The sequence below is a fragment of the Streptomyces sp. H27-H5 genome, assembly GCF_026627505.1.
In the GTDB taxonomy this organism is placed as follows: Bacteria; Actinomycetota; Actinomycetes; order Streptomycetales; family Streptomycetaceae; genus Streptomyces.
On sequence record NZ_JAPNLK010000042.1, the window covers coordinates 59,037 to 78,934 of the forward strand.

The window sequence follows — 19,898 nt, forward strand, 5'->3', positions numbered from 1 at the left end:
GTGGCGAACAAGAACATTCCCGACCCCGGTTTCTCCGACGACGACGGCTCCGCCGATCCCGCCCTGAGCGCGGCCCTCGCCGCCTGGTCCCTCGACAGGGCGCGGGAACCGGAGGTGCTGGCCGCCCTCGCGGGCGCCCGCCTGCTGGTTCCCGTGGTCGCGGTCCTCGGCGAGGTGGAGACCGACCCGGAGACCGGCCTCAAGCGCGAGAAGACCAGCGACATGGCGGTCCCCACCCTCACGGCGGGGGACCGGCGGGCGCTGCCCGCCTTCACCTCGATCGCCTCGCTGGCGCTCTGGGACCCGGCGGCCCGCCCGGTCGCCGTGCCGCTGCACCAGGCCCTGGCCGCCGCGGCGCACGAGAAGGCCGACACGATCGTCCTCGACCTGGCCGGTCCGGTGACCTACCAGCTGACCGGTCCGGCCCTGCTCGCCCTCGCGGAGGGCCGGACGGGCGCGAGCCCGGTGGACGACCCCGCCGTGCGCGAGGCCGTACGGGCGGCCGTGGCCGCCGAGCCCGACGTGCTCCGCGCCCACCTGGTCGCGGGTCGGGGGGACGCCGACGGGACGCTCGCGATCGTGCCGGCCGCCGGCGCGCAGCCGGCCGCGACCGCGCGCCGGGTGGCCGAGGCCATCGCGGCCGACGAGACCCTGCGCGGCCGGCTGGTGCGCGGGCTGGACCTGGCGCTGCTGCCGCCGGACGCGCCGGCCCCGCCCGGCGAGCCGCTGTACGTCCGCTGAGACGCGAACGGCGCCGGCCCCCTCGGAATCGTCCGAGGGGGCCGGCGCCGTTCGCGTCCCGGTCAGGAGAAGACGGGACCCGTGAACTTCTCGCCCGGCCCCTGGCCCGGCTCGTCCGGCACCAGGGAGGCCTCGCGGAAGGCCAGCTGGAGCGACTTCAGACCGTCGCGCAGCGGAGCCGCGTGGAAGGAGCTGATCTCGGTGGCGCTCGCGGTGACCAGCCCGGCCAGGGCGGTGATCAGCTTGCGGGCCTCGTCGAGGTCCTTGTACTCGGAATCCGGCTTGTCCAGGCCCAGGTTGACCGCCGCGGCGCTCAGCAGGTGCACGGCCACCGTGGTGATCACCTCGACGGCGGGCACGTCCGCGATGTCGCGGGTCATGGCGTCGTAGTCGGGGGCCTGGTCGGCGTCGGTGGCGGGAGTGGGGGTCGCGTCAGTCATGTCCCACACGATAAGCCGGGTCGCGCGGCCCGCCGACCGGTGCTCGGGGTGAGCGGGTCTGGCGCGCGGTGCTATATTGGGTTAACGACCGGCCGGAGACGCATGTCCCCGGCCCACAAGTGGAGGCTCCGATCTCCCACCTGACCGCCCTCCGGGGTGGCGGGTCACCGGTCAGGCGGTATCCATCGTTCCGTACGGACGATGGAAAGCCGCCCGAGTTGCGCCCCGCGTTCGCATGCGGCGGTGCTCCGGTCTTTTGGAGCCCCTGCCTGTGCCCGGCGGGGCTTTTTTCATTCCCCGCCGCGGTTGGTCTGACGACAATAACGTCAGCGGCTGTCTGCCAGGCAGTCGTGTGGTGCTACCGAGGAGGATCCATCAGCACCGAGCCCCGCATCAACGACCGGATTCGCGTTCCCGAGGTACGACTCGTCGGTCCCAGCGGCGAGCAGGTCGGCATCGTGCCGCTTGCGAAGGCGCTTGAGCTCGCGCAGGAGTACGACCTCGACCTGGTCGAGGTCGCGGCGTCCGCACGCCCGCCGGTCTGCAAGCTCATGGACTACGGCAAGTTCAAGTACGAGTCGGCCATGAAGGCCCGTGAGGCGCGCAAGAACCAGGCGCACACGGTCATCAAGGAAATGAAGCTCCGGCCGAAGATCGACCCGCACGACTATGACACCAAGAAGGGTCACGTCGTTCGGTTCCTCAAGCAGGGCGACAAGGTCAAGATCACGATCATGTTCCGCGGTCGCGAGCAGTCCAGGCCGGAACTCGGCTACCGACTGCTGCAGCGCCTCGCCTCGGACGTCGAGGACCTCGGGTTCATCGAGTCGAACCCGAAGCAGGACGGCCGAAACATGATCATGGTTCTCGGTCCGCACAAGAAGAAGACCGAGGCGATGGCCGAAGCCCGCGAGGCGCAGGCCGCCCGCAAGGCCGAGCGCCAGGGTGTCGCCCTCACCGACGACGAGGCTCCTTCCGAGGACGTCGTCGAGGTGACGGAGGACGCCGACGACACGGTCGCCTCCGCCGAGGCAGCCTCCGACGAGGCGGACACCTCGCACGAGGCACCTGCCGAGGCCTGATTCCGGGGCAGCCCGTCTCGGATCACCGACACAACTTGACGCTCCCGCGAGCCGGTCCCGCAACGGACCGGTGGGGGGCGCCACCGACGAGGAGATAACGGCGCTATGCCGAAGAACAAGACGCACAGCGGTTCCAAGAAGCGCTTCAAGATCACCGGCTCCGGCAAGGTGCTCCGTGAGCGCGCCGGCAAGCGCCACCTGCTCGAGCACAAGTCGTCCCGTGTCACCCGCCGCCTGACCGGCACCGCGGAGATGGCTCCCGGCGACGCCGCGAAGATCAAGAAGCTTCTCGGCAAGTGACGCTCGCCGCTCCCACCACGGGAGCGGGACGTCAGGACCGGGACCCCATCGAATTCGGGCCGTGTGAAGACAACCACGGCCCCGCTACAAGGAGTTAAAAAGTGGCACGCGTCAAGCGGGCAGTAAACGCCCACAAGAAGCGCCGGGCGATCCTCGAGGCGGCCTCCGGCTACCGCGGTCAGCGTTCGCGCCTGTACCGCAAGGCCAAGGAGCAGGTCACCCACTCGCTGGTCTACAACTTCAACGACCGCAAGAAGCGCAAGGGCGACTTCCGTCAGCTGTGGATCCAGCGCATCAACGCCGCTGCCCGCCAGAACGGCATGACGTACAACCGCCTCATCCAGGGTCTGAAGGCCGCCAACATCGAGGTGGACCGCAAGATCCTCGCGGAGCTGGCCGTCAACGACGCCAACGCGTTCGCCGCGCTGGTCGAGGTCGCCCAGAAGGCGCTTCCGGCCGACGTCAACGCCCCGAAGGCCGCTGCCTAAGGCGTAGCCGGCCGCATCACGCGACCGGCACCCACGGACCCGCAGGCTCCACGCCTGCGGGTCCGTGTGCTTTCGCCCCGCACCGCCGGGGCGGGACCTCGCACCCCGCCACCACGTTGGCTCCCGCGACCGCCGGGCTCCGTCCGTCGGCGAACCCGCGCAGCCACGCCCCGGACCCCGAGAGAGAACCGCAGACACATGGGCACCCCCGAGCTGATCTCCCCCCGATCCACCCGGGTGGCCGCCGCCAGGCGCCTGGCGCGGCGCAACTTCCGCACCAAGGAGCGCCGGTTCATCGCCGAGGGCCCGCAGGCGGTCCGCGAGGCCGTCGAGCACCGCGGCCCCGAAGGCGCGTCGACCCTGATCGAGCTGTTCGCCACCGTCGAGGCGGCCGAACGCTACGCCGACATCGTCGAGGCCGCGCTCCTGGCCGGGGCACGCGTGCACTACGCCGACGACGAGGTGCTCGCGGAGGTCTCGCAGACCGTCACCCCGCAGGGACTCGTCGGCGTCTGCCACTTCCTGGACTCGCCCTTCGAGGACATCCTCAAGGCCGGCCCGAAGCTCGTCGCCGTCCTCGCCCACGTCCGCGACCCCGGGAACGCCGGCACCGTGCTGCGCTGCGCGGACGCCGCCGGAGCCGACGCCGTGGTGCTGACCGACGCCTCCGTGGACCTGTACAACCCGAAGTCCGTACGGGCCTCGGTCGGCTCCCTCTTCCACCTCCCCGTCGCGGTCGGCGTGCCGGTGGAGCAGGCCGTCCAAGGGCTGCGGGCGGCGGGCGTGCGGATCCTCGCGGCCGACGGCGCCGGCGAGGACGACCTCGACGCCGAACTCGACGCCGGCACCATGGGTGGTCCCTCGGCCTGGGTGTTCGGCAACGAGGCCTGGGGCCTGCCGGAGGAGACCAGGGCCCTGGCGGACGCCGTCGTACGCGTCCCGATCCACGGCAAGGCCGAGAGCCTGAACCTCGCCACGGCCGCCGCCGTGTGCCTCTACGCCTCCGCGCGTGCACAGCGGGCGCCCGGAGGGTGCCGCTCCGTGACCCCCAGCTAGTAATGTGGCGGCCCGGGGGGCCCACTGCGCTACTCGGAGATGTGGGGTACGGGGACATGAGCGTCGGTACGAACAGCACGGCGGCGGCCGCCGAGGCGGCCGGACCGCCGCCCCCGGCCGTCCCCGCCCGGGCCGCCCGGTGCGTGCCCACACAGGCCACGCCCGCCCGCGCCGCCGACCGGCAGGCACCCGTGTCGGAGTTCGCCGGTCTCGGGATCGACCCCGACGACCTGCCCGACGGGCTGGTCGTCGCCGACCACACGGGCCGGGTCATCTGCTTCAACGCCGCCGCCGCCCGCATCACCGCCCTCCCGGCGGGCGAGGCGATCGGGGCGCGGATCGACCGCGCGCTGCCGCTGGAGGACCTCGAAGGCCGCCGCTGGTGGGCGCTGACCGACCCGTACGGAGGCCTGGCCACCCGGCGCGGCCAGCCCGAGCGGAACCTCCTCCTCCCCGGGGGGCGCGAGGTCCTGGTCTCCGCGCGCTACGTGCGCACCCACCCCACCGGCCCGCTGACCCGCCTGGTGGTCACCCTGCGCGGAACCGAGGCCAGGCGGCGCACCGAACGCAGCCACGCCGAGCTGATCGCGACCGTCGCGCACGAACTGAGGTCGCCGCTCACCTCCGTGAAGGGGTTCACGGCGACCCTGCTCGCCAAGTGGGAGCGGTTCACCGACGACCAGAAGCGGCTGATGCTGGAGACCGTCGACGCCGACGCGAACCGCGTCACCCGCCTCATCGCCGAACTCCTCGACATCTCCCGGATCGACTCCGGTCGGCTGGAGGTCCGCCGGCAGCCGGTGGACGTCGCCACCGCCGTCGGCCGGCACGTCCAGGCGCTCACCGCGAACGGCCAGGCCCCCGAGCGGTTCTTCGTACGCGTCAGCCGTCCCCTGCCCGATCTCTGGGCAGACCCGGACAAGATCGACCAGATCCTCGGCAACCTCCTCGAAAATGCGGTGCGGCACGGCGAGGGAACCGTCACCATCGACGTGTCGCCGACCACCTTCGCGAACGCCGCGGGGAAGACCGAGAAGGGAACCGCCGTCACCGTGACCGACGAAGGCCCCGGGATCCCCGAAGAGTCGATGGGACGCGTCTTCACCCGCTTCTGGCGCGGCAGCAAGCGCGGCGGCACCGGACTGGGCCTGTACATCGTCAAGGGCATCGTGGAGGCCCACGGCGGGACGATCACGGTCGGCCGCGGTCCCGACGGCGGCGCCGAGTTCCGATTCATCCTGCCCGTCGCCGCCCCGGCCTATCTCACGCAGTAGCCCTGCGGAGGTCTCGCCAGGCGGCCGACGGGCTCCTTCACCCCCGGCGACCTTTAGACTCGACCTTTGGCACCTTTGTGTCCTTGTGTGGAAACGGGTCGGTCGAGACTGTCGAGCGGGTCGCGCGGGGATCCACCAGCCAGCCATCGGAAGTACGGGAAGAGATGTCGGCACCGAACAAGTCGTACGACCCTGTCGAGGTCGAGGCACTGAAACCGGAAGAGATCGAGCGCATGCGGGACGAGGCGCTCGCCGCCTTCGCGTCCGCCGGCGACCTCGACGAGCTTCGCGAGGCGAAGACCGCGCACATGGGCGACCGCTCGCCCCTGGCGCTCGCCAACCGCGAGATCGGCGCCCTGCCGCCCCAGGCCAAGGCCGAGGCGGGCAAGCGCGTCGGGCAGGCCCGCGGCGCCGTGAACAAGGCCTTCGGGGCCCGCACGGTCGCTTTGGAGGCCGAGCGCGACGAGCGGGTGCTGGTCGAGGAGGCCGTGGACGTCACGCTGCCCCACGACCGGATCCCGGCCGGCGCGCGGCACCCCCTGACCACGCTGATGGACCGCATCGCGGACATCTTCACGGCCATGGGGTACGAGGTCGCGGAAGGGCCCGAGGTCGAGGCGGAGTGGTTCAACTTCGACGCCCTCAACTTCACCCCCGACCACCCCGCGCGCCAGATGCAGGACACCTTCTTCGTCCAGGGGCCCGAGGGCACCGAGGGCGACGAGTCCGGTGTCGTGCTGCGCACCCACACCTCCCCGGTGCAGGCGCGCTCGCTGCTGGAGCGCAAGCCCCCCGTCTACATCGTCTGCCCGGGCCGGGTGTATCGCACCGACGAGCTCGACGCGACGCACACGCCCGTCTTCCACCAGGTCGAGCTGCTCGCCGTGGACGAGGGCCTGACCATGGCGGACCTCAAGGGCACCATGGACCACATGGTCCAGGAGCTGTTCGGCGAGGGCACCACCACGCGCCTGCGCCCGCACTTCTTCCCGTTCACCGAGCCGTCCGCCGAGATGGACATGCAGTGCTACGTGTGTCGCGGCGCGTCGGTGGGCAACCCCGACCGCCCGTGCCGCACCTGCTCCAGCGAGGGCTGGATCGAGCTCGGCGGCTGCGGCATGGTCAACCCCAAGGTGCTCGTCGCCTGTGGTGTGGACCCGGAGAAGTACAGCGGCTTCGCCTTCGGATTCGGCATCGAGCGGATGCTGATGTTCCGTCACAACGTGGAAGACATGCGAGACATGGTCGAGGGTGACGTCCGTTTCACCCGGCCGTTCGGGAGTGAGATCTGATGCGCGTCCCGCTTTCCTGGCTGCGGGAGTACGTAGACCTCCCCGCAGGTGAGACCGGCCGCGACGTGGCCGCCAAGCTCGTCGACGCCGGCCTCGAGGTCGAGACCGTCGAGCAGCTCGGCGCCGGGCTCAAGGGCCCCCTCGTCGTCGGTCAGGTCCTGACCATCGAGGAGCTGGAGGGCTTCCGCAAGCCCATCCGCTTCTGCACGGTCGACGTCGGTCAGGCCAACGGCACCGGCGAGCCGCAGGAGATCGTCTGCGGCGCCCGGAACTTCGCCGTCGGCGACAAGGTCGTCGTGGTGCTGCCCGGCGCGGTGCTGCCCGGCGACTTCGCGATCGCCTCGCGCAAGACGTACGGCAAGACCTCGCACGGCATGATCTGCTCCGGCGAAGAGCTGGGCATGGGCGACGACGGCACGCACGGCATCATCGTGCTGCCGCACGAGCACGAGGTCGGCACCGACGCGATCGAGCTGCTCCAGCTCGTCGACGAGGTCCTCGACATCGACATCACCCCGGACCGCGGCTACTGCATGTCGATGCGCGGTGTGGCCCGCGAGGCCGCCACCGCCTATGGCCTGCCGCTGCGCGACCCGGCGCTGCTCGACGTGCCCGCGCCGAACTCGTACGGCTACCTCGTCAAGATCGACGACCCGGCCGGCTGCGACCGCTTCACCGCGCGCACCGTGACCGGTCTCGACCCCGAGGCGCGCTCCCCGATCTGGCTCAGCCGCCGCCTGCAGAAGGCGGGCATGCGCCCGATCTCGCTCGCCGTCGACATCACGAACTACGTGATGCTCGAACTCGGTCAGCCGTTGCACGCCTACGACCGCTCGCGCATCGACGGCGCCATCGGCGTCCGCCGTGCCGAGCAGGGTGAGAAGTTCACCACCCTCGACGGGGTCAAGCGCACGCTCGACGCCGAGGACCTGGTGATCACCGACAACAGCGGCCCGATCGGGCTCGCGGGTGTCATGGGCGGTGCCAACACCGAGATCGCCGACTCCGTCACCGACCCCGAGACCGGCCGGGTCACGGGCACCACCGACGTGGTCATCGAGGCGGCGCACTTCGACGCCGTGTCGATCTCGCGCACGGCCCGCCGCCTCAAGCTGTCCTCCGAGGCCTCCAAGCGCTTCGAGCGGGGCGTGGACCCGCAGGCCGCCGCCGCGGCCGCGCAGCGGACCGTGGACCTGCTCGTGCTGGTCGCGGGCGGTACCGCCGAGGCCGGGGTCACCGACCTCATCGCCCCGGGCGCCCCGCGCACCATCGCCATGAGCGCCGACCACCCGGACCGCGTCGCGGGCATGGACTACGGCCGCGAGACCGTCGTCCGCCGCCTCCAGGAGATCGGCTGCGACGTCTACGGACAGGACGAGCTCGTCGTCACCGTCCCGTCGTGGCGCCCCGATCTCGCCGAGCCCAACGACCTCGCCGAAGAGGTCATCCGGCTGGAGGGCTACGGCAACCTGCCGTCGACCCTGCCGCAGGTGCCCTCCGGTCGCGGTCTGACCGCCCGGCAGCAGCTGCACCGCCGGGTGGGCCGTGCGCTGGCCGGCGCGGGCTACGTAGAGGCGCTCAGCTACCCGTTCCTGGGCGAGGGCGTCTTCGACCAGCTCCAGCTGGCCGCGGACGACGCCGCCCGCCGCGTCGTCAAGCTCGTCAACCCGATCTCCGACGAGGAGCCGGCGCTGCGCACCACGCTGCTGCCGGGGCTGCTGAACGCGCTGCGGCGCAACGACAGCCGGGGCAGCCACGACCTGGCGCTGTTCGAGACCGGTTCGGTCTTCCTCGCCGGCCCGCAGCCGGGTGTCGCCGTACGACTGCCCGTCGACCGGCGTCCCACGGACGAGGAGATCGCCACCCTCGACGCCGCCCTGCCGGCCCAGCCGCGGTACGCCGCGGTCGTGCTGGCCGGAGCGCGCGAGCAGGCCGGCTGGTGGGGCAAGGGACACCCGGCCGGTTGGGCCGACGCCGTCCAGGCGGCGCGCTCGCTGGCCGTCGAGGCGGGCGCCGAACTCACCGTGCGCCAGGGCCAGTACGGCCCCTGGCACCCGGGTCGGTGCGCCGAACTGCTCGTCACCCTCGACGGGGTGGAGACAGTGATCGGTCACGCCGGTGAGCTGCACCCGCGCGTGGTCAAGGCGATGGGCCTGCCGGCCCGGACCAGCGCCATGGAGCTCGACCTGGACCGCCTCGCGGCGGCCGGCGGCGAGGCCCTCCGGGCGCCCCGGATCTCCTCCTTCCCGGTGGCGACCCAGGACGTGGCGCTGATCGTGGACGCCTCGGTGGCCGCCGCGGCGGTCGAGGATGCGCTGCGCAGCGGCGCGGGCGAACTGCTGGAGTCCCTGCGGCTGTTCGACGTGTTCACCGGTGAGCAGGTGGGCGAGGGCAAGAAGTCCCTCGCGTACGCGCTGCGCTTCCGGGCGACCGACCGCACGCTGACGGCCGAGGAGTCCACGGCCGCGCGCGACGCGGCGGTGGCCCTGGCCGGCGAGCGGACGGGCGCGGTGCTGCGGGGCGTGTGACCGCACCGCCGACACAGGCCTGCCGAGGGGCGCGTCCGGATCACCGGACGCGCCCCTCGGTCGTTCGGCGCTGGGGGTGGAAGCGCGGTGTCGGGTGCGCCGGCCGCACGCACCGGACCCGGTGGATGGGCCCGGTGCGCGTTCGGCCCGGTTCCGGCCGGCCCCCGGCGACCAACCGGGCGCCGGCGGAACCGTGGCGCGCCGCCCGTCCTGCCGTGGAGTGTCGGGCAGACAGCAGAACGGGCGGCGCGGTGCCGGGTCGTCGCACTGTACGAGGGGGAGCCGACGACCCGAGCGGCCTCTTCACGAGGCCCTTAAGTGAAGCGCTCCGGGACACCTTCGCGGCAGGGTGCGTATCGCATTTATGCGCGTACTCGTTTCACACCCCGTGTGAACCTCGCACCCATTAGCCTGATGCGGACGAGCCCTTGGAGGGCCCCATGCAGCCCAATGCCCTGCTCGACGCCCTCCTCGCGGAGGCGGGCATGTCCCACGCCGGACTCGCCGCGCACGTCAACCAGGCGGGTCGCGGCCTCGGACTCGCCCTGCGCTACGAACACACCGCGGTCTCCCGCTGGTTGAAGGGGCAGCGACCGCGCGGCCAGGTGCCCGTGCTGATCTGCGAGGTCCTCGGCGGGCGGCTGCGCAGGCCCGTCACGCTCGACGACGCCGGGCTCGGTGCGACCGGCCGGCCCGCGCCCCACGCCACCCCGCTGAACGGGTTCGTGGACCGGGCCGCCGCCCTGTGGCGCTCCGACGAACAGGGCCGGTCCCCGCTGCGGTCCGACGAGGCGGTCACCGGCACGTCGGCCGTCATGCCGGTCTGGGAGTGGGAGAACCCGCCCGAGGACTGCGACGTCTCCCGCGACGGCCCGTTGCGGATCGGGCCCGAGCACATCGAGGTCCTCAGGGCCGCCCGCGCGCACTACGAGTTGATGTACCGCAGGGCCGGCGGGATGGCCACCCGGGCGCGGATCGTCCGCTTCCTGGGCAACGAGACGGCGCCCATGCTGCGCGGGAGCTACCCCGACGCGCTCGGCCGGCAACTGCACCGGGCCACCGGCTCTTTGGTGGCGGTCGCGGGCATCTGCGCGTACGACTCCGACGCCCACGGGGCGGCCCAGCGGTACTTCCACCAGGCCCTGCGGATGGCGAAGGCCAGCGGCGACCGGGGGTTGGGGGCGTACGTGATCGCGCTGCTCGTCAACCAGTCGCTGTACCTGGGGGACCACCGGCAGGCTGTGGCGTTCGCCGAGGCGGCGCTGCGGGCCGCGGGCCGGCACACGACCCCGGCGCTGGCCGCCGATCTGCACGCGATGCAGGCCAAGGCGTACGCCCGACTCGGCGACGGGGCGGCCGCGTTGGCGTGCATCCGGCAGGCGGAGGCGGACGCCGAGCGCATCCGACCCGGTACCGAGCCGGCGGAGACCGGGTACGTGCAGCCCGGGCTGGTCAACGTACAGGTGGCGGAGGCGCTGCTCGCCCTCGGCGACCTGGAGGCCGCGCACACCCAGGCGGAGGCCGCCGTCGGGACGCCCGCGCACGACCGCGGCCGGGTCCACCGGCTGGCGATCCTGTGCGAGGTGCAGTTGCGGCAGGGGGAGCCGGACCGGGCGGTGCCGGCCGCGGTGGAGATGGCCGAGCGGGCCCAGGGCATGGAGTCGCAACGGCTGCGGGATCGGCTGCGTGCGGTCAGGGAGAGGCTCCTGACCAGCGGTTGTGCCAGCGCGGAGGAGACCGCCCGGCTCATCGACGGGGCGCTGCGCGTTCCCCTGTAAGGGGTCGAACTGCTGCCATGTTGCCACCGACGATTCGGAAGGTGGCACAACCGTGCAGTGGATGAACCTGAGCGAGCAGACCGTGTACAAGAACCGCTGGTTCGATGTGAACCTCGCGGATGTGGAACTCCCCGACGGCCGGCACCTGGACCACTTCGTGATCCGGCTGCGCCCGGTGGCGGTCGCCACGGCCGTCAACGCGGCCAACGAGGTGCTGCTGCTGTGGCGGCACCGTTTCATCACCGACAGCTGGGGTTGGGAACTGCCCGCCGGCGTGGTCGAGGACGGCGAGGACATCGCCGTCGCCGCCGCCCGCGAGATGGAGGAGGAGTCGGGCTGGCGGCCCGGCCCGCTCCACCACCTGATGACCGTGGAGCCCTCCAACGGGCTGACCGACGCCCGCCACCACCTCTACTGGGCGGACAGGGCCACGTACATCGGCCACCCCGAAGACGACTTCGAGTCCTCGCGCCGCGAGTGGGTCCCGCTCAAGCTGGTGCCGGACATGATCGCGCGCGGCGAGATCCCGGCCGCCAACATGGCGGCCGGGTTGCTGCTCCTGCATCACCTGCGGCTGGGCTAGGCCGTCTCCGGACGATCAGGCGTACGGGTAGAAGCCCGAGCCCGTCTTGCGGCCGAGGCGGCCCGCGTCGACCATGCGCTGGAGCAGCGGGGGAGCGGCGTACAGCGGCTCCTTGAACTCCGCGTACATCGAGTCCGCCACCGAGGCCACCGTGTCCAGGCCGATCAGGTCCGCGAGCTTCAGCGGACCCATCGGGTGGGCGCAGCCCAGCTCCATGCCGTTGTCGATGTCCTCGCGGCTCGCGATGCCGGACTCGAACATCCGGATCGCCGACAGCAGGTACGGGATGAGCAGCGCGTTGACCACGAAGCCGGATCGGTCCTGGGCGCGGATCGCGTGCTTGCCCAGCACGTCCCGCACCAGGGCCTCGGCCCGCTTGATGGTCTCCTCGCCCGTGGTCAGCGCCGGGATCAGCTCGACGAGCTGCTGCACCGGGGCCGGGTTGAAGAAGTGGATGCCGATGACCTGGTCGGGCCGCGAGGTGGCGACGGCCAGCTTGACCAGCGGGATCGAGGAGGTGTTGGAGGCGAGGATCGCGTCCGGACGGGTGATCACCTGGTCGAGGACCTGGAAGATCTCCGTCTTGACCTGCTCGTTCTCGACGACGGCCTCGATGACGAGGTCGCGGTCGGCGAACTCGCCGAGGTCGGTGGTGAAGGTGAGGCGGGCCAGGGTGGCGTCCCGCTCCTCCTCGCTGATCTTGCCGCGTTCGGCGGCCTTCATCAGGGAGTTGTGCAGCCGGGTGCGCCCGATCTCCAGGGCCTCGCCGGTGGTCTCGGCGACCATCACCTCAAGACCGCTGCGGGCGCACACCTCCGCGATGCCCGCGCCCATCTGGCCACAGCCCACCACGCCGACGCGTGCGATGTCGGTCGGGAGGGTAGAGAGGTCCGTCACATCGTGCCTTTCGCTGCTCATCCATCGCGGGTCCCCCGTACTGGCGCAGTGGTAACTGCGTTCCGGCGCCCGCCACGCCCCCCGACGTTACCCCCGACCTTGCCCCGGCCGGCGGGCCGGGGCGGGCATGCTGGGCGCACGCAACGCATTGTCACGGAACGGAACGGAGTCGTCACATGACGTACATCGGGCGGCGGGGACTGCTGGCGGCGGGCGCGGGGCTGCTGGCCTCGGCCACGGGGGCGGGACCCGCCGGCGCGGCGGGCAGGACACGACCGGAGGAGCGAAGGCCGGTGCCGACCGGGGCGTCCGCGTCCGAGCTCCGGGGGATGTGGATCGCCTCCGTACAGAACGTCGACTGGCCCTCCGAGACGGGGCTCTCCGCCGCCGCGCAGCGCGCGGAACTCCTCGCGCTCCTCGACACCGCCGTCGAGCGCCGGCTGAACGCGGTGGTCCTCCAGGTCCGGCCCACCGCCGACGCGATGTGGCCGTCCGCCCTGGAGCCGTGGTCCCAGTGGCTGACCGGGACCCAGGGGGTCGACCCCGGCTGGGACCCGCTGGGCACGGCGGTCGCCGAGGCCCATGCGCGGGGGCTGGAGCTGCACGCCTGGTTCAACCCGTACCGGGTGGCCAACCACACCGACCCGACCCGGCTCGCAGCCGCGCACCCGGCGCGCCGCAACCCCGGCTGGACGGTCCCGTACGGCGGCAGGCTGTACTACAACCCGGGATTGCCCGAGGTGCGGGCCTTCGTACAGCGGGCCATGCTCGACGCGGTCGCCCGCTACCCGGTGGACGCGGTGCACTGGGACGACTACTTCTACCCGTACCCCGTGGACGGCGTGGACTTCGACGACGACGAGGCCTTCGAGGAGTACGGCGGCTCCTTCGCCTCCCGGGCCGACTGGCGCCGGCACAACACCGACACCCTGGTGCGGGAGATGTCCGAGCGGCTCCGCACGGTCCGCCCGGGGACGAGGTTCGGCATCAGCCCGTTCGCGGTCTGGCGCAACGAGGAGTCGGACCCGCTCGGCTCCCCGACCCGGGCGGGCATCGGCACGTACGACGACCTGTACGCGGACACCCGCAAGTGGGTCAAGGAGCGCTGGATCGACTACATCGCGCCGCAGGTCTACTGGCAGATCGGCCACCCCACCGCCGACTACGCCTCGCTCGTGCCGTGGTGGGCGCGCACGGTCGAGGGCACGGGCGTGGACCTGTACGTGGGGGAGGCGCTCTACCGCTGCGACGCCGCGAGCCCCACCGCCGCGTGGCGCGACCCGGGGGAGCTGTCGCGCCACGTCCGCTTCGCCCGGGACCACGCGCAGGTCCGCGGCCACTGCTACTTCTCGGCGAAGCAGGTGGTCGCGGACCCCAATGGGGCGATGGCCAGGGTGGTGGCCGATCACTATCCGACGCGCGTGCCGCCGCGTTGAAACGGACGGCGCCGGGCCGTGCGCCGGGTGTGGAGCGGGGTCACTGGGTGGACTCGGGCGGGTGCTTGACGACGCAGTCGGGGCCCGGGGACATCACGGCCTCGTGCCCGTCCTGGAAGCGGACCCGGTAGGGAGGGGTTCCGTTCTCTCCCAGGACCTGGGTGATCTCACCCACCTTGTCGTGCTGGCCCACGATCCTGCCGTGCTGCACCAACTGGTCGCCCTCGGTCGCGCGCATAGCCGGCCTCCCTCACAAGGCGGTCTGATCCGGTGCTAGCAGTTTAGGTCGTTCCCGCACTATTTGACCCGCTGTGTCACCGCGATGCAAACGAGAACCGCACCGGCCGCCACCGGTGCGGCCGGGGACATGTGCTCGCCGAGCAGCGCCACCGACCAGACCAGCGTCAGCAGGGGCTGCGCGAGCTGGAGCTGGCTGGCCCGGGCCGCGCCGATCTCGGCCATGCCCCGGTACCAGACGTACAGCCCCAGGAAGGTCGAGCCGGCCGCCACCCAGACCAGCCCGATCACCCCGTGCGCGGTCAGGTGCGCCGGCTCGTACGCCAGGCCGAGCACGGAACCGGCGAGGCTGAGCGGCAGACACAGCACCAACGCCCAGCCGATCACCTGCCAGCCCGGCAGCAGGCGGGCGAGCCGCCCGCCCTCGGTGTAGCCGGCGGCGCACACGAGCAGCGCCCCGAAGAGGTAGCCGTCGCCGGCCGAGAGGGAGCCGCCGCTCTGGCCCAGGGTGAAGCCGAGCACGATCACCGCCCCGGCGACGGCCGCGGCCCAGAACCGCCTCGACGGCCGGGCCCCCGTGCGCAGCGAGGACACCACGGCGGTGGTCAGCGGGAGCAGGCCGACCACGACGGCGGCGTGCGAGGTGGTGGAGGTCTGGAGCGCGAGGGTGGTGAGCAGGGGGAAGCCGACGACGACCCCCGCGGCGACGACAGCGAGCCCCGCCCAGTGCGCGCGGGCGGGCAGCGGCGCCCGGCGGGCCAGCAGGAAGGCGCCCGCGATCATCGCGGCGAGGACGCTGCGCACGGCGACGAGGGACCAGGGGCCGAAGCTCTCCAGGCCCCACGCGGTGGCGGGAAAGGTCAGCGAGAAGGCGACGACCCCGAGGCCGGCGAGAGCGGATCCGCTACCGGCCTTTCCTTGAACTGCTATCGAGGTCGGGCGAGTAGCGCTATTCTGTGCTGTCATGTACGAGCGTAGCAGTGCGGCGGAGCTGGCCGAATCCCTCAAGTCGGAACTCAACCGCTACTCGGTGGGTGGAAAGCTGCCGTCGAGTCGGGCCCTGGTGGAGCACTACCGGGTCAGCCCGGTCACCGTGTCGCGCGCCCTCGCCCTGCTCGCGGCCGAGGGGCTGGTCGTCACCCGCCCCGGCGCCGGGGTCTTCCGGGCCCGACCGCGCTCGGCGGAACCGGCGTCCGGGGACACCTCCTGGCAGGAGGTCACCCTCAGCGGGGAGGGTGCCGGCGACGTGGTCCCGCGGTCCGTGGACGCCTCCGGGGTGCTCGTCTCGCTGGCCGCCCCGCCGTCCGGGGTGATCGAGCTCAACAGCGGCTACCTGCACCCCTCGCTCCAGCCCGAGCGGGCCATGGCGGCCGCCCTCGCCCGCGCCGGCCGCCGGCCCGGCGCGTGGAGCAGGCCCCCGGTGGAGGGGCTGCCCGAGCTGCGCGACTGGTTCGCCCGCGAGATCGGCGGCGCGGTGTCGGCGGCCGACGTGCTGGTCACCGCGGGCGGGCAGAGCGCCCTGACCACCGCGCTGCGGGCGCTGGCCCCGCCCGGCGCGCCGATCCTGGTGGAGTCGCCCACCTACCCCGGACTCCTCGCCATCGCCCGCGCCTCCGGCTGCCGCCCCGTGCCGGTCCCCGTCGACGCCGAGGGGGTCCGCCCGGAGTTGCTGGCGGCCGCCTTCGAGGCGACGGGCGCCCGCGTCTTCGTCTGCCAGCCGCTGTTCCAGAACCCGACCGGCGCCGTCCTGGCGGCCGCGCGCCGCGCGGAGGTCGTACGGATCGCCCGCGCGGCCGGGGCCTTCGTGGTCGAGGACGACTACGCGCGAAACCTGGCCCACGAGGACGCCGACCCGCTGCCCGCCACCCTCGCCGCCGACGACGCCGACGGGGTCGTCGTCCACGTCCGGTCGCTGACCAAGGCGACCTCGCCCAGCCTGCGCGTGGGGGCGCTGGCCGCCCGGGGCCCGGTCCTCGACCGGCTGCGCGCCATCCAGGTCGTCGACAGCTTCTTCGTCTCGCGCCCGCTCCAGGAGGCCGCCCTCGAACTGGTCGGCGCGCCCGCCTGGCCCCGACACCTGCGGGCCGTCGCCGCCGAGCTGCGGCACCGTCGGGACGTCCTCGCGGGCGCCCTGCGCCGGGAACTGCCCGCCCTGACCCTCCCCCAACCGCCCTCCGGTGGATACCAGTTGTGGCTCCGGCTCGCGGACGGCGCGGACGAGGCCGCCTTCGTCGCGTCGGCCCTCCGCGCCGGGGTCGCGGTCGCGCCGGGCCGCCCCTACTTCGGCGCGGAACCGCCGGGGCCCTACGTACGGCTCAGCTTCGCCGGCGTCGCCGGCGCGGGGGAGCTGACCGAGGCCGCCCAACGGCTGCGATCCGGCCTCGGCCCCCACGCGTGACGCCGCTCCGCAATTCGGTTGAGGGGCGGCCGCGCCCGGCCTAGCCTGCGCCCATGACCGGCATCGAGATCACCACCCTGGCCCGACGTCCCGAACTGGCCGCCCGGCTCTGGGACATGAAGGACCCGTGGCCCCCGTTCGCCGGTCACGACTCGCTGGCCTGGTTGCTGTACCCGCGCATGGTGGCCGAGTTCCCCGACCACGTGCTCGTCGCCACGGACGGCGACGCGGTGATCGCCAGGGCGTTCAGCCTCCCCTTCGCCCTGCACGCGGAAGGCCGCGGCGCCGGCGTGCTGCCCGCCCGCGGCTGGGACCAGGTCCTGCTGTGGGCCTTCTCCGACCTGCGGCGCGGTGCCGCGCCCGACACGGTCAGCGCCATCGAGATCACCGTCGCCGCCGACCGGCAGGGCGAGGGGCTGTCCGGCCGGATGCTCGCGGCCATGCGGGACAACGCCCGCGCCCGCGGCTTCGCCGAGGTCGTGGCTCCCGTACGGCCGAACGGCAAGCACGCCGAGCCGGACACCCCGATGGAGGAGTACGCGTACCGCACCCGCGCGGACGGGCTGCCCCACGACCCGTGGCTGCGGGTCCACGTGCGCGCGGGGGCCGTCATCGACTCCGTGGCCCCGCTGTCCATGACGATCGGCGGGTCCCTGGCCGACTGGCGGGAGTGGACCGGGCTGCCCTTCGACGCGACCGGCCCGGTACGGGTCCCCGGTGCGCTCGCCCCCGTCCGGTGCGAGGCGGAGCACGGGTACGCGGTGTACGTGGAACCGAACGTGTGGGTGCGGCACCCGCTCGGCTGAGCCGAGCGGGTCGAGGCCGCGCCGGACCCGGCCTCGGCGGGTCGGTCAGAGGGTCGGCTCGCCGATCCCCACCAGGTTCCCCTCGCTGTCGCGGAACCAGGCGGCGCGCTCCCCCCGCGCCCCCTTGCTCGGGTAGTTCCCCTCGATTTCGGCGATCCCGTCCTCGGTGTGGAACCCGGGCGCGTCGACATCCTCGAAGCGCACCCCGCGCCGCCGCAGCTCCGACACGACCGACGTCAGGTCGTCGACCGCCCAGCCCATCTGGGTGAACGTGCCGGGCGACGCCCCCGTGGACTTGAACAGGACGAACTCCGTGCCCCCGCACCGGTACAACAGCCCGCCCGGCCGCTCGTCCACGGGCTCCAGGCCGAGCTGCTCGGCGTAGAAACGCCTCGCCCGCTCCAGGTCCTGGGCGGGCAGTCGGGTCGCGACGTGCCCCCGGGCCAGAATGTTCCTGTCGTCTGCGTTCATGACCCCACTCTGCCGCGCCCCGCGACCGAAACGGACCGGCGACACCTGCGCGGGCCGCGATGCGGGCGGCGCGGTGGTGCCGTGCGAGCGGTTGTGACTGAGCGCTCTACTTGGCCCCTACGGCCAACCGAACGCTCAGTGGCGGGACCGACGAGCTTGGCCTTCGGGGGTCAGGTGCCGCCGAGGCCCCATGCATTGAGTCCGGCGTAGATATGGGCCCTGAGGCAGTGGGGGGCGTCAAAGCCGGAGGCTTCGCCGCGGTAGACGGCGATCAGGGAGTCCTTGCCCCGCCACCAGGTGTCAGCAAGGCCCTGGACTTCAGGTACCGGCTCAAATCCGTCGAGGTCCAGCTTCTCGACGGCGCCACCCTTGATCTTCGTGATGGTCTTGGCCCAGTAGCCCGCATGGTCGGCCAGAGCCAGGGCTTCCACCCACCCCTCTGTGCTGGCGTGCAGCGGTGTCCAGCGGTCGGCGTCGATCCCGAACTCGCCTTCCGGCCCGATCATGAACCCGTGGGCCATCGAGACGCGACAGCCGCCGGCCGAGAACCGCCATCCGCCCACGGCCGAGCCTTCGGGCGCACCGGCTTCCAGAACCCGCGGGCCGCCCTCGTATGCGGGGGCAGGGGGCAGAGCGATGCCGCCCCAGCGCTCTTGGAAGGCCACGGCCCGGTCGATCTCCGCAGGTGGTATCCCGTGTTCGAGCCATACCTTCCGACAGAGCGTGAGGTCGCGGCGGGGAACACGGAGCCCGTGCCCCTCGACGAAGTAGCGAGCTCGTCGGCTCAGGCCTTCAGGCGCCTGAGGGATCAGTGGCACCCGGGTGTCCGCCGTCACTGCTTCTGCCCCTCGCAGGGAGAGGTTGATGTGGCCGGGCGCGGTGGTGCGGATGGCTGCGGGGCGCGGGACCAACGGATGGGGCCGCCGCCGGGGCCGTCGGTGAGCCAGGAACCGTCGCCCAGGGGCACCAGCTCGTATGGGTTGCTCACCTCGACGGTGAATTCGCCGCTGAGCGTGCCCGTGCGTACGTCGACCAGGTGGTAGCGGAACCACTCCTCCTCGTCATGACTCTCACCGCCCAGGGTGACGATTGCCGTGTACTCGGTCAGGTAGCCGCCGCTCCATTCCACGAACGACTCCTCCGGTTCGTACCCGAAGGCTTCGACGGGGAGGGTGAAGAGCACGTCCCCATTGGGGTGGTCGTGGAAGGCGACGTCTGCCTGCCCGTGGTCTACGGTCATGAACTGCTGCCCGGACGGCGCCAGGTCAATCAGGCAGCGGTCCGACCACGGGTACGTCACGAACTCCGGCTCGCTCTCCGACCCGCTCGTACCCCGGAGAATGGCGGAGCCGTCCTGGCCCTCACCGATGTCGAGGTAGACGCTGCCGTCCATGGGATGCACGTGGTGGAAGGCGCCGTGCCCGACCGTCTCCAGCTCCCGGCGGGCGAGAACCACACCACTATCGGCGTCGTGCACCACCCACTGGTCCCCGCCCCCGCGTCCCGCCATCGCGTCCGGCCGGTAAACCCACACCGTCCGGCCGTCCAGAGACAGCGCACAGCCAGGCTGGTGGCCATGGCGTACGTCAGAGTGCGGCTCGAAGTCCGACGCCCACATGAGGTCGCCCGCACGCGAGAGGCAGACGACTCGGTTCAGCGTCGTGTACACGACCCGACTCAGATCCTGCCGGACCACCGACGCTACGACCTCATCGCCATCCCGCGGCTGGAGCACCGCTGCGGGCTCCAGCGGCCCGTAGACGCCGGCGCCCACGACGTAGGCGTGGATCCGCCCGTCGCGGTGACGCGTGATGACCTTCGGTGGCGGCTCAGGAATCATCCGCTGAGGCTAACGCCAGATCAGGCCGCTCAAGATCCGGGGGAGTGTGCACCCGAGCAGGGTAGGCGCGGGCCAGCTGCAACCGCTCAGGGGCCAACTACGACGCTAAAGGGCCAACTAGAGCGCTAAGTGGTCTGCGTCGTAAATCCTTCGGGGGTTGACGTCGGGCTTGGCGTGCGCTTGCCCGTGTCAGGTGTCGAGACCGGTGAGGTGGAGGTGGCAGGCGGTGTCGAGTGCGTCCTCGGGGGTGC

Annotated in this window: 20 protein-coding genes; 13 read left to right on the top strand and 7 right to left on the bottom strand. The window is 72.4% G+C overall.

Annotated elements, in window-relative coordinates; translation table 11 throughout:
- Window positions 1-741: an SseB family protein gene (locus tag OTB19_RS21385; RefSeq protein ID WP_267799962.1), complete on the top strand. Its 741-nt coding sequence runs from the start codon at window positions 1-3 to the stop codon at window positions 739-741.
- A gap of 62 nt (window positions 742-803) precedes the next feature.
- On the opposite strand, the gene OTB19_RS21390 is transcribed toward OTB19_RS21385, so the two are convergent.
- The gene (locus tag OTB19_RS21390) at window positions 804-1,181 is read right to left on the bottom strand and encodes a DUF1844 domain-containing protein (protein ID WP_267799963.1); all 378 of its coding nucleotides are present in this window, start codon (window positions 1,179-1,181) and stop codon (window positions 804-806) included.
- Window positions 1,182-1,531: 350 nt separating this feature from the next.
- On the opposite strand from OTB19_RS21390, the gene infC reads away from it, so the two are divergent.
- The 9 genes from infC (at window position 1,532) to OTB19_RS21435 (ending at window position 11,562) form a co-directional block, all read left to right on the top strand.
- Window positions 1,532-2,263, top strand: coding sequence for a translation initiation factor IF-3 (gene infC / locus OTB19_RS21395; RefSeq protein ID WP_053681915.1), 732 nt, complete (start codon window positions 1,532-1,534; stop codon window positions 2,261-2,263).
- A gap of 105 nt (window positions 2,264-2,368) precedes the next feature.
- On the top strand, window positions 2,369-2,563 hold the full coding sequence (rpmI, locus tag OTB19_RS21400) for a 50S ribosomal protein L35 (RefSeq protein ID WP_030387121.1): 195 nt from the start codon (window positions 2,369-2,371) through the stop codon (window positions 2,561-2,563).
- Between the two features lie 101 nt (window positions 2,564-2,664).
- The gene (gene rplT / locus OTB19_RS21405) at window positions 2,665-3,051 is read left to right on the top strand and encodes a 50S ribosomal protein L20 (protein ID WP_007263143.1); all 387 of its coding nucleotides are present in this window, start codon (window positions 2,665-2,667) and stop codon (window positions 3,049-3,051) included.
- A gap of 198 nt (window positions 3,052-3,249) precedes the next feature.
- Complete coding sequence (locus OTB19_RS21410; RefSeq protein ID WP_267799964.1) at window positions 3,250-4,107, top strand: TrmH family RNA methyltransferase; 858 nt, start codon at window positions 3,250-3,252, stop codon at window positions 4,105-4,107.
- A 56-nt stretch (window positions 4,108-4,163) separates the two neighbouring features.
- Entirely contained in the window at window positions 4,164-5,381 is a 1,218-nt protein-coding gene (locus OTB19_RS21415; protein ID WP_267799965.1) for a sensor histidine kinase, read from the top strand.
- 164 nt (window positions 5,382-5,545) lie between these two features.
- Entirely contained in the window at window positions 5,546-6,673 is a 1,128-nt protein-coding gene (gene pheS / locus OTB19_RS21420) for a phenylalanine--tRNA ligase subunit alpha (RefSeq protein WP_053681918.1), read from the top strand.
- Window positions 6,673-9,201: a phenylalanine--tRNA ligase subunit beta gene (gene pheT, locus OTB19_RS21425; RefSeq protein ID WP_267799966.1), complete on the top strand. Its 2,529-nt coding sequence runs from the start codon at window positions 6,673-6,675 to the stop codon at window positions 9,199-9,201. The genes pheS and pheT overlap by 1 nt, the downstream gene beginning before the upstream one ends.
- Before the next feature lie 440 nt (window positions 9,202-9,641).
- Window positions 9,642-10,979, top strand: coding sequence for a transcriptional regulator (locus OTB19_RS21430; RefSeq protein WP_267799967.1), 1,338 nt, complete (start codon window positions 9,642-9,644; stop codon window positions 10,977-10,979).
- 61 nt (window positions 10,980-11,040) lie between these two features.
- Window positions 11,041-11,562, top strand: a complete 522-nt coding sequence (locus OTB19_RS21435) for an NUDIX hydrolase (RefSeq protein ID WP_420716881.1) — start codon at window positions 11,041-11,043, stop codon at window positions 11,560-11,562.
- Between the two features lie 15 nt (window positions 11,563-11,577).
- On the opposite strand, the gene OTB19_RS21440 is transcribed toward OTB19_RS21435, so the two are convergent.
- Window positions 11,578-12,480 carry a 3-hydroxybutyryl-CoA dehydrogenase gene (locus OTB19_RS21440; RefSeq protein WP_266972306.1) on the bottom strand — a complete coding sequence of 301 codons (903 nt, stop codon included), beginning with the start codon at window positions 12,478-12,480 and terminating at the stop codon, window positions 11,578-11,580.
- A gap of 155 nt (window positions 12,481-12,635) precedes the next feature.
- Between OTB19_RS21440 and OTB19_RS21445 the strand changes: the two genes are divergently transcribed.
- Window positions 12,636-13,895 carry a glycoside hydrolase family 10 protein gene (locus OTB19_RS21445; RefSeq protein ID WP_267799969.1) on the top strand — a complete coding sequence of 420 codons (1,260 nt, stop codon included), beginning with the start codon at window positions 12,636-12,638 and terminating at the stop codon, window positions 13,893-13,895.
- A gap of 40 nt (window positions 13,896-13,935) precedes the next feature.
- On the opposite strand, the gene OTB19_RS21450 is transcribed toward OTB19_RS21445, so the two are convergent.
- Together OTB19_RS21450 and OTB19_RS21455 are read right to left on the bottom strand one after the other, a co-directional pair.
- Window positions 13,936-14,133: a DUF1918 domain-containing protein gene (locus tag OTB19_RS21450; protein WP_267799970.1), complete on the bottom strand. Its 198-nt coding sequence runs from the start codon at window positions 14,131-14,133 to the stop codon at window positions 13,936-13,938.
- Window positions 14,134-14,192: 59 nt separating this feature from the next.
- On the bottom strand, window positions 14,193-15,098 hold the full coding sequence (locus OTB19_RS21455; RefSeq protein ID WP_267799971.1) for a DMT family transporter: 906 nt from the start codon (window positions 15,096-15,098) through the stop codon (window positions 14,193-14,195).
- On the opposite strand from OTB19_RS21455, the gene OTB19_RS21460 reads away from it, so the two are divergent.
- Together OTB19_RS21460 and OTB19_RS21465 are read left to right on the top strand one after the other, a co-directional pair.
- On the top strand, window positions 15,097-16,530 hold the full coding sequence (locus tag OTB19_RS21460; RefSeq protein ID WP_267799972.1) for a PLP-dependent aminotransferase family protein: 1,434 nt from the start codon (window positions 15,097-15,099) through the stop codon (window positions 16,528-16,530). The two genes, OTB19_RS21455 and OTB19_RS21460, sit on opposite strands and share 2 nt — an antisense overlap.
- A 53-nt stretch (window positions 16,531-16,583) precedes the next feature.
- Window positions 16,584-17,336, top strand: coding sequence for an N-acetyltransferase (locus tag OTB19_RS21465; protein ID WP_267799973.1), 753 nt, complete (start codon window positions 16,584-16,586; stop codon window positions 17,334-17,336).
- Between the two features lie 45 nt (window positions 17,337-17,381).
- On the opposite strand, the gene OTB19_RS21470 is transcribed toward OTB19_RS21465, so the two are convergent.
- The 3 genes from OTB19_RS21470 to OTB19_RS21480 all read right to left on the bottom strand — a co-directional run bounded on the left by OTB19_RS21470 (window position 17,382) and on the right by OTB19_RS21480 (window position 19,647).
- Window positions 17,382-17,807, bottom strand: coding sequence for a VOC family protein (locus OTB19_RS21470; protein ID WP_267799974.1), 426 nt, complete (start codon window positions 17,805-17,807; stop codon window positions 17,382-17,384).
- A 170-nt stretch (window positions 17,808-17,977) separates the two neighbouring features.
- Window positions 17,978-18,643, bottom strand: coding sequence for a hypothetical protein (locus OTB19_RS21475; RefSeq protein ID WP_267799975.1), 666 nt, complete (start codon window positions 18,641-18,643; stop codon window positions 17,978-17,980).
- Window positions 18,640-19,647, bottom strand: coding sequence for a hypothetical protein (locus OTB19_RS21480; RefSeq protein ID WP_267799976.1), 1,008 nt, complete (start codon window positions 19,645-19,647; stop codon window positions 18,640-18,642). Before OTB19_RS21480 ends, OTB19_RS21475 begins: the two co-directional genes overlap by 4 nt.
- Window positions 19,648-19,898 lie beyond the last annotated feature (251 nt).

Bases quoted from the DNA above. Each gene is read 5' to 3' on its own strand.
- OTB19_RS21465 (WP_267799973.1), top strand. From the start codon at position 16,584: ATGACCGGCATCGAGATCACCACCCTGGCCCGACGTCCCGAACTGGCC.
- OTB19_RS21410 (WP_267799964.1), top strand. From the start codon at position 3,250: ATGGGCACCCCCGAGCTGATCTCCCCCCGATCCACCCGGGTGGCCGCC.
- OTB19_RS21450 (WP_267799970.1), bottom strand. From the start codon at position 14,133: ATGCGCGCGACCGAGGGCGACCAGTTGGTGCAGCACGGCAGGATCGTG.
- pheT (WP_267799966.1), top strand. From the start codon at position 6,673: ATGCGCGTCCCGCTTTCCTGGCTGCGGGAGTACGTAGACCTCCCCGCA.
- pheS (WP_053681918.1), top strand. From the start codon at position 5,546: ATGTCGGCACCGAACAAGTCGTACGACCCTGTCGAGGTCGAGGCACTG.
- OTB19_RS21480 (WP_267799976.1), bottom strand. From the start codon at position 19,647: ATGATTCCTGAGCCGCCACCGAAGGTCATCACGCGTCACCGCGACGGG.
- OTB19_RS21460 (WP_267799972.1), top strand. From the start codon at position 15,097: ATGTACGAGCGTAGCAGTGCGGCGGAGCTGGCCGAATCCCTCAAGTCG.
- OTB19_RS21445 (WP_267799969.1), top strand. From the start codon at position 12,636: ATGACGTACATCGGGCGGCGGGGACTGCTGGCGGCGGGCGCGGGGCTG.
- OTB19_RS21390 (WP_267799963.1), bottom strand. From the start codon at position 1,181: ATGACTGACGCGACCCCCACTCCCGCCACCGACGCCGACCAGGCCCCC.
- OTB19_RS21415 (WP_267799965.1), top strand. From the start codon at position 4,164: ATGAGCGTCGGTACGAACAGCACGGCGGCGGCCGCCGAGGCGGCCGGA.
- OTB19_RS21435 (WP_420716881.1), top strand. From the start codon at position 11,041: ATGAACCTGAGCGAGCAGACCGTGTACAAGAACCGCTGGTTCGATGTG.
- OTB19_RS21440 (WP_266972306.1), bottom strand. From the start codon at position 12,480: ATGAGCAGCGAAAGGCACGATGTGACGGACCTCTCTACCCTCCCGACC.
- OTB19_RS21470 (WP_267799974.1), bottom strand. From the start codon at position 17,807: ATGAACGCAGACGACAGGAACATTCTGGCCCGGGGGCACGTCGCGACC.
- OTB19_RS21455 (WP_267799971.1), bottom strand. From the start codon at position 15,098: ATGACAGCACAGAATAGCGCTACTCGCCCGACCTCGATAGCAGTTCAA.
- OTB19_RS21430 (WP_267799967.1), top strand. From the start codon at position 9,642: ATGCAGCCCAATGCCCTGCTCGACGCCCTCCTCGCGGAGGCGGGCATG.
- rpmI (WP_030387121.1), top strand. From the start codon at position 2,369: ATGCCGAAGAACAAGACGCACAGCGGTTCCAAGAAGCGCTTCAAGATC.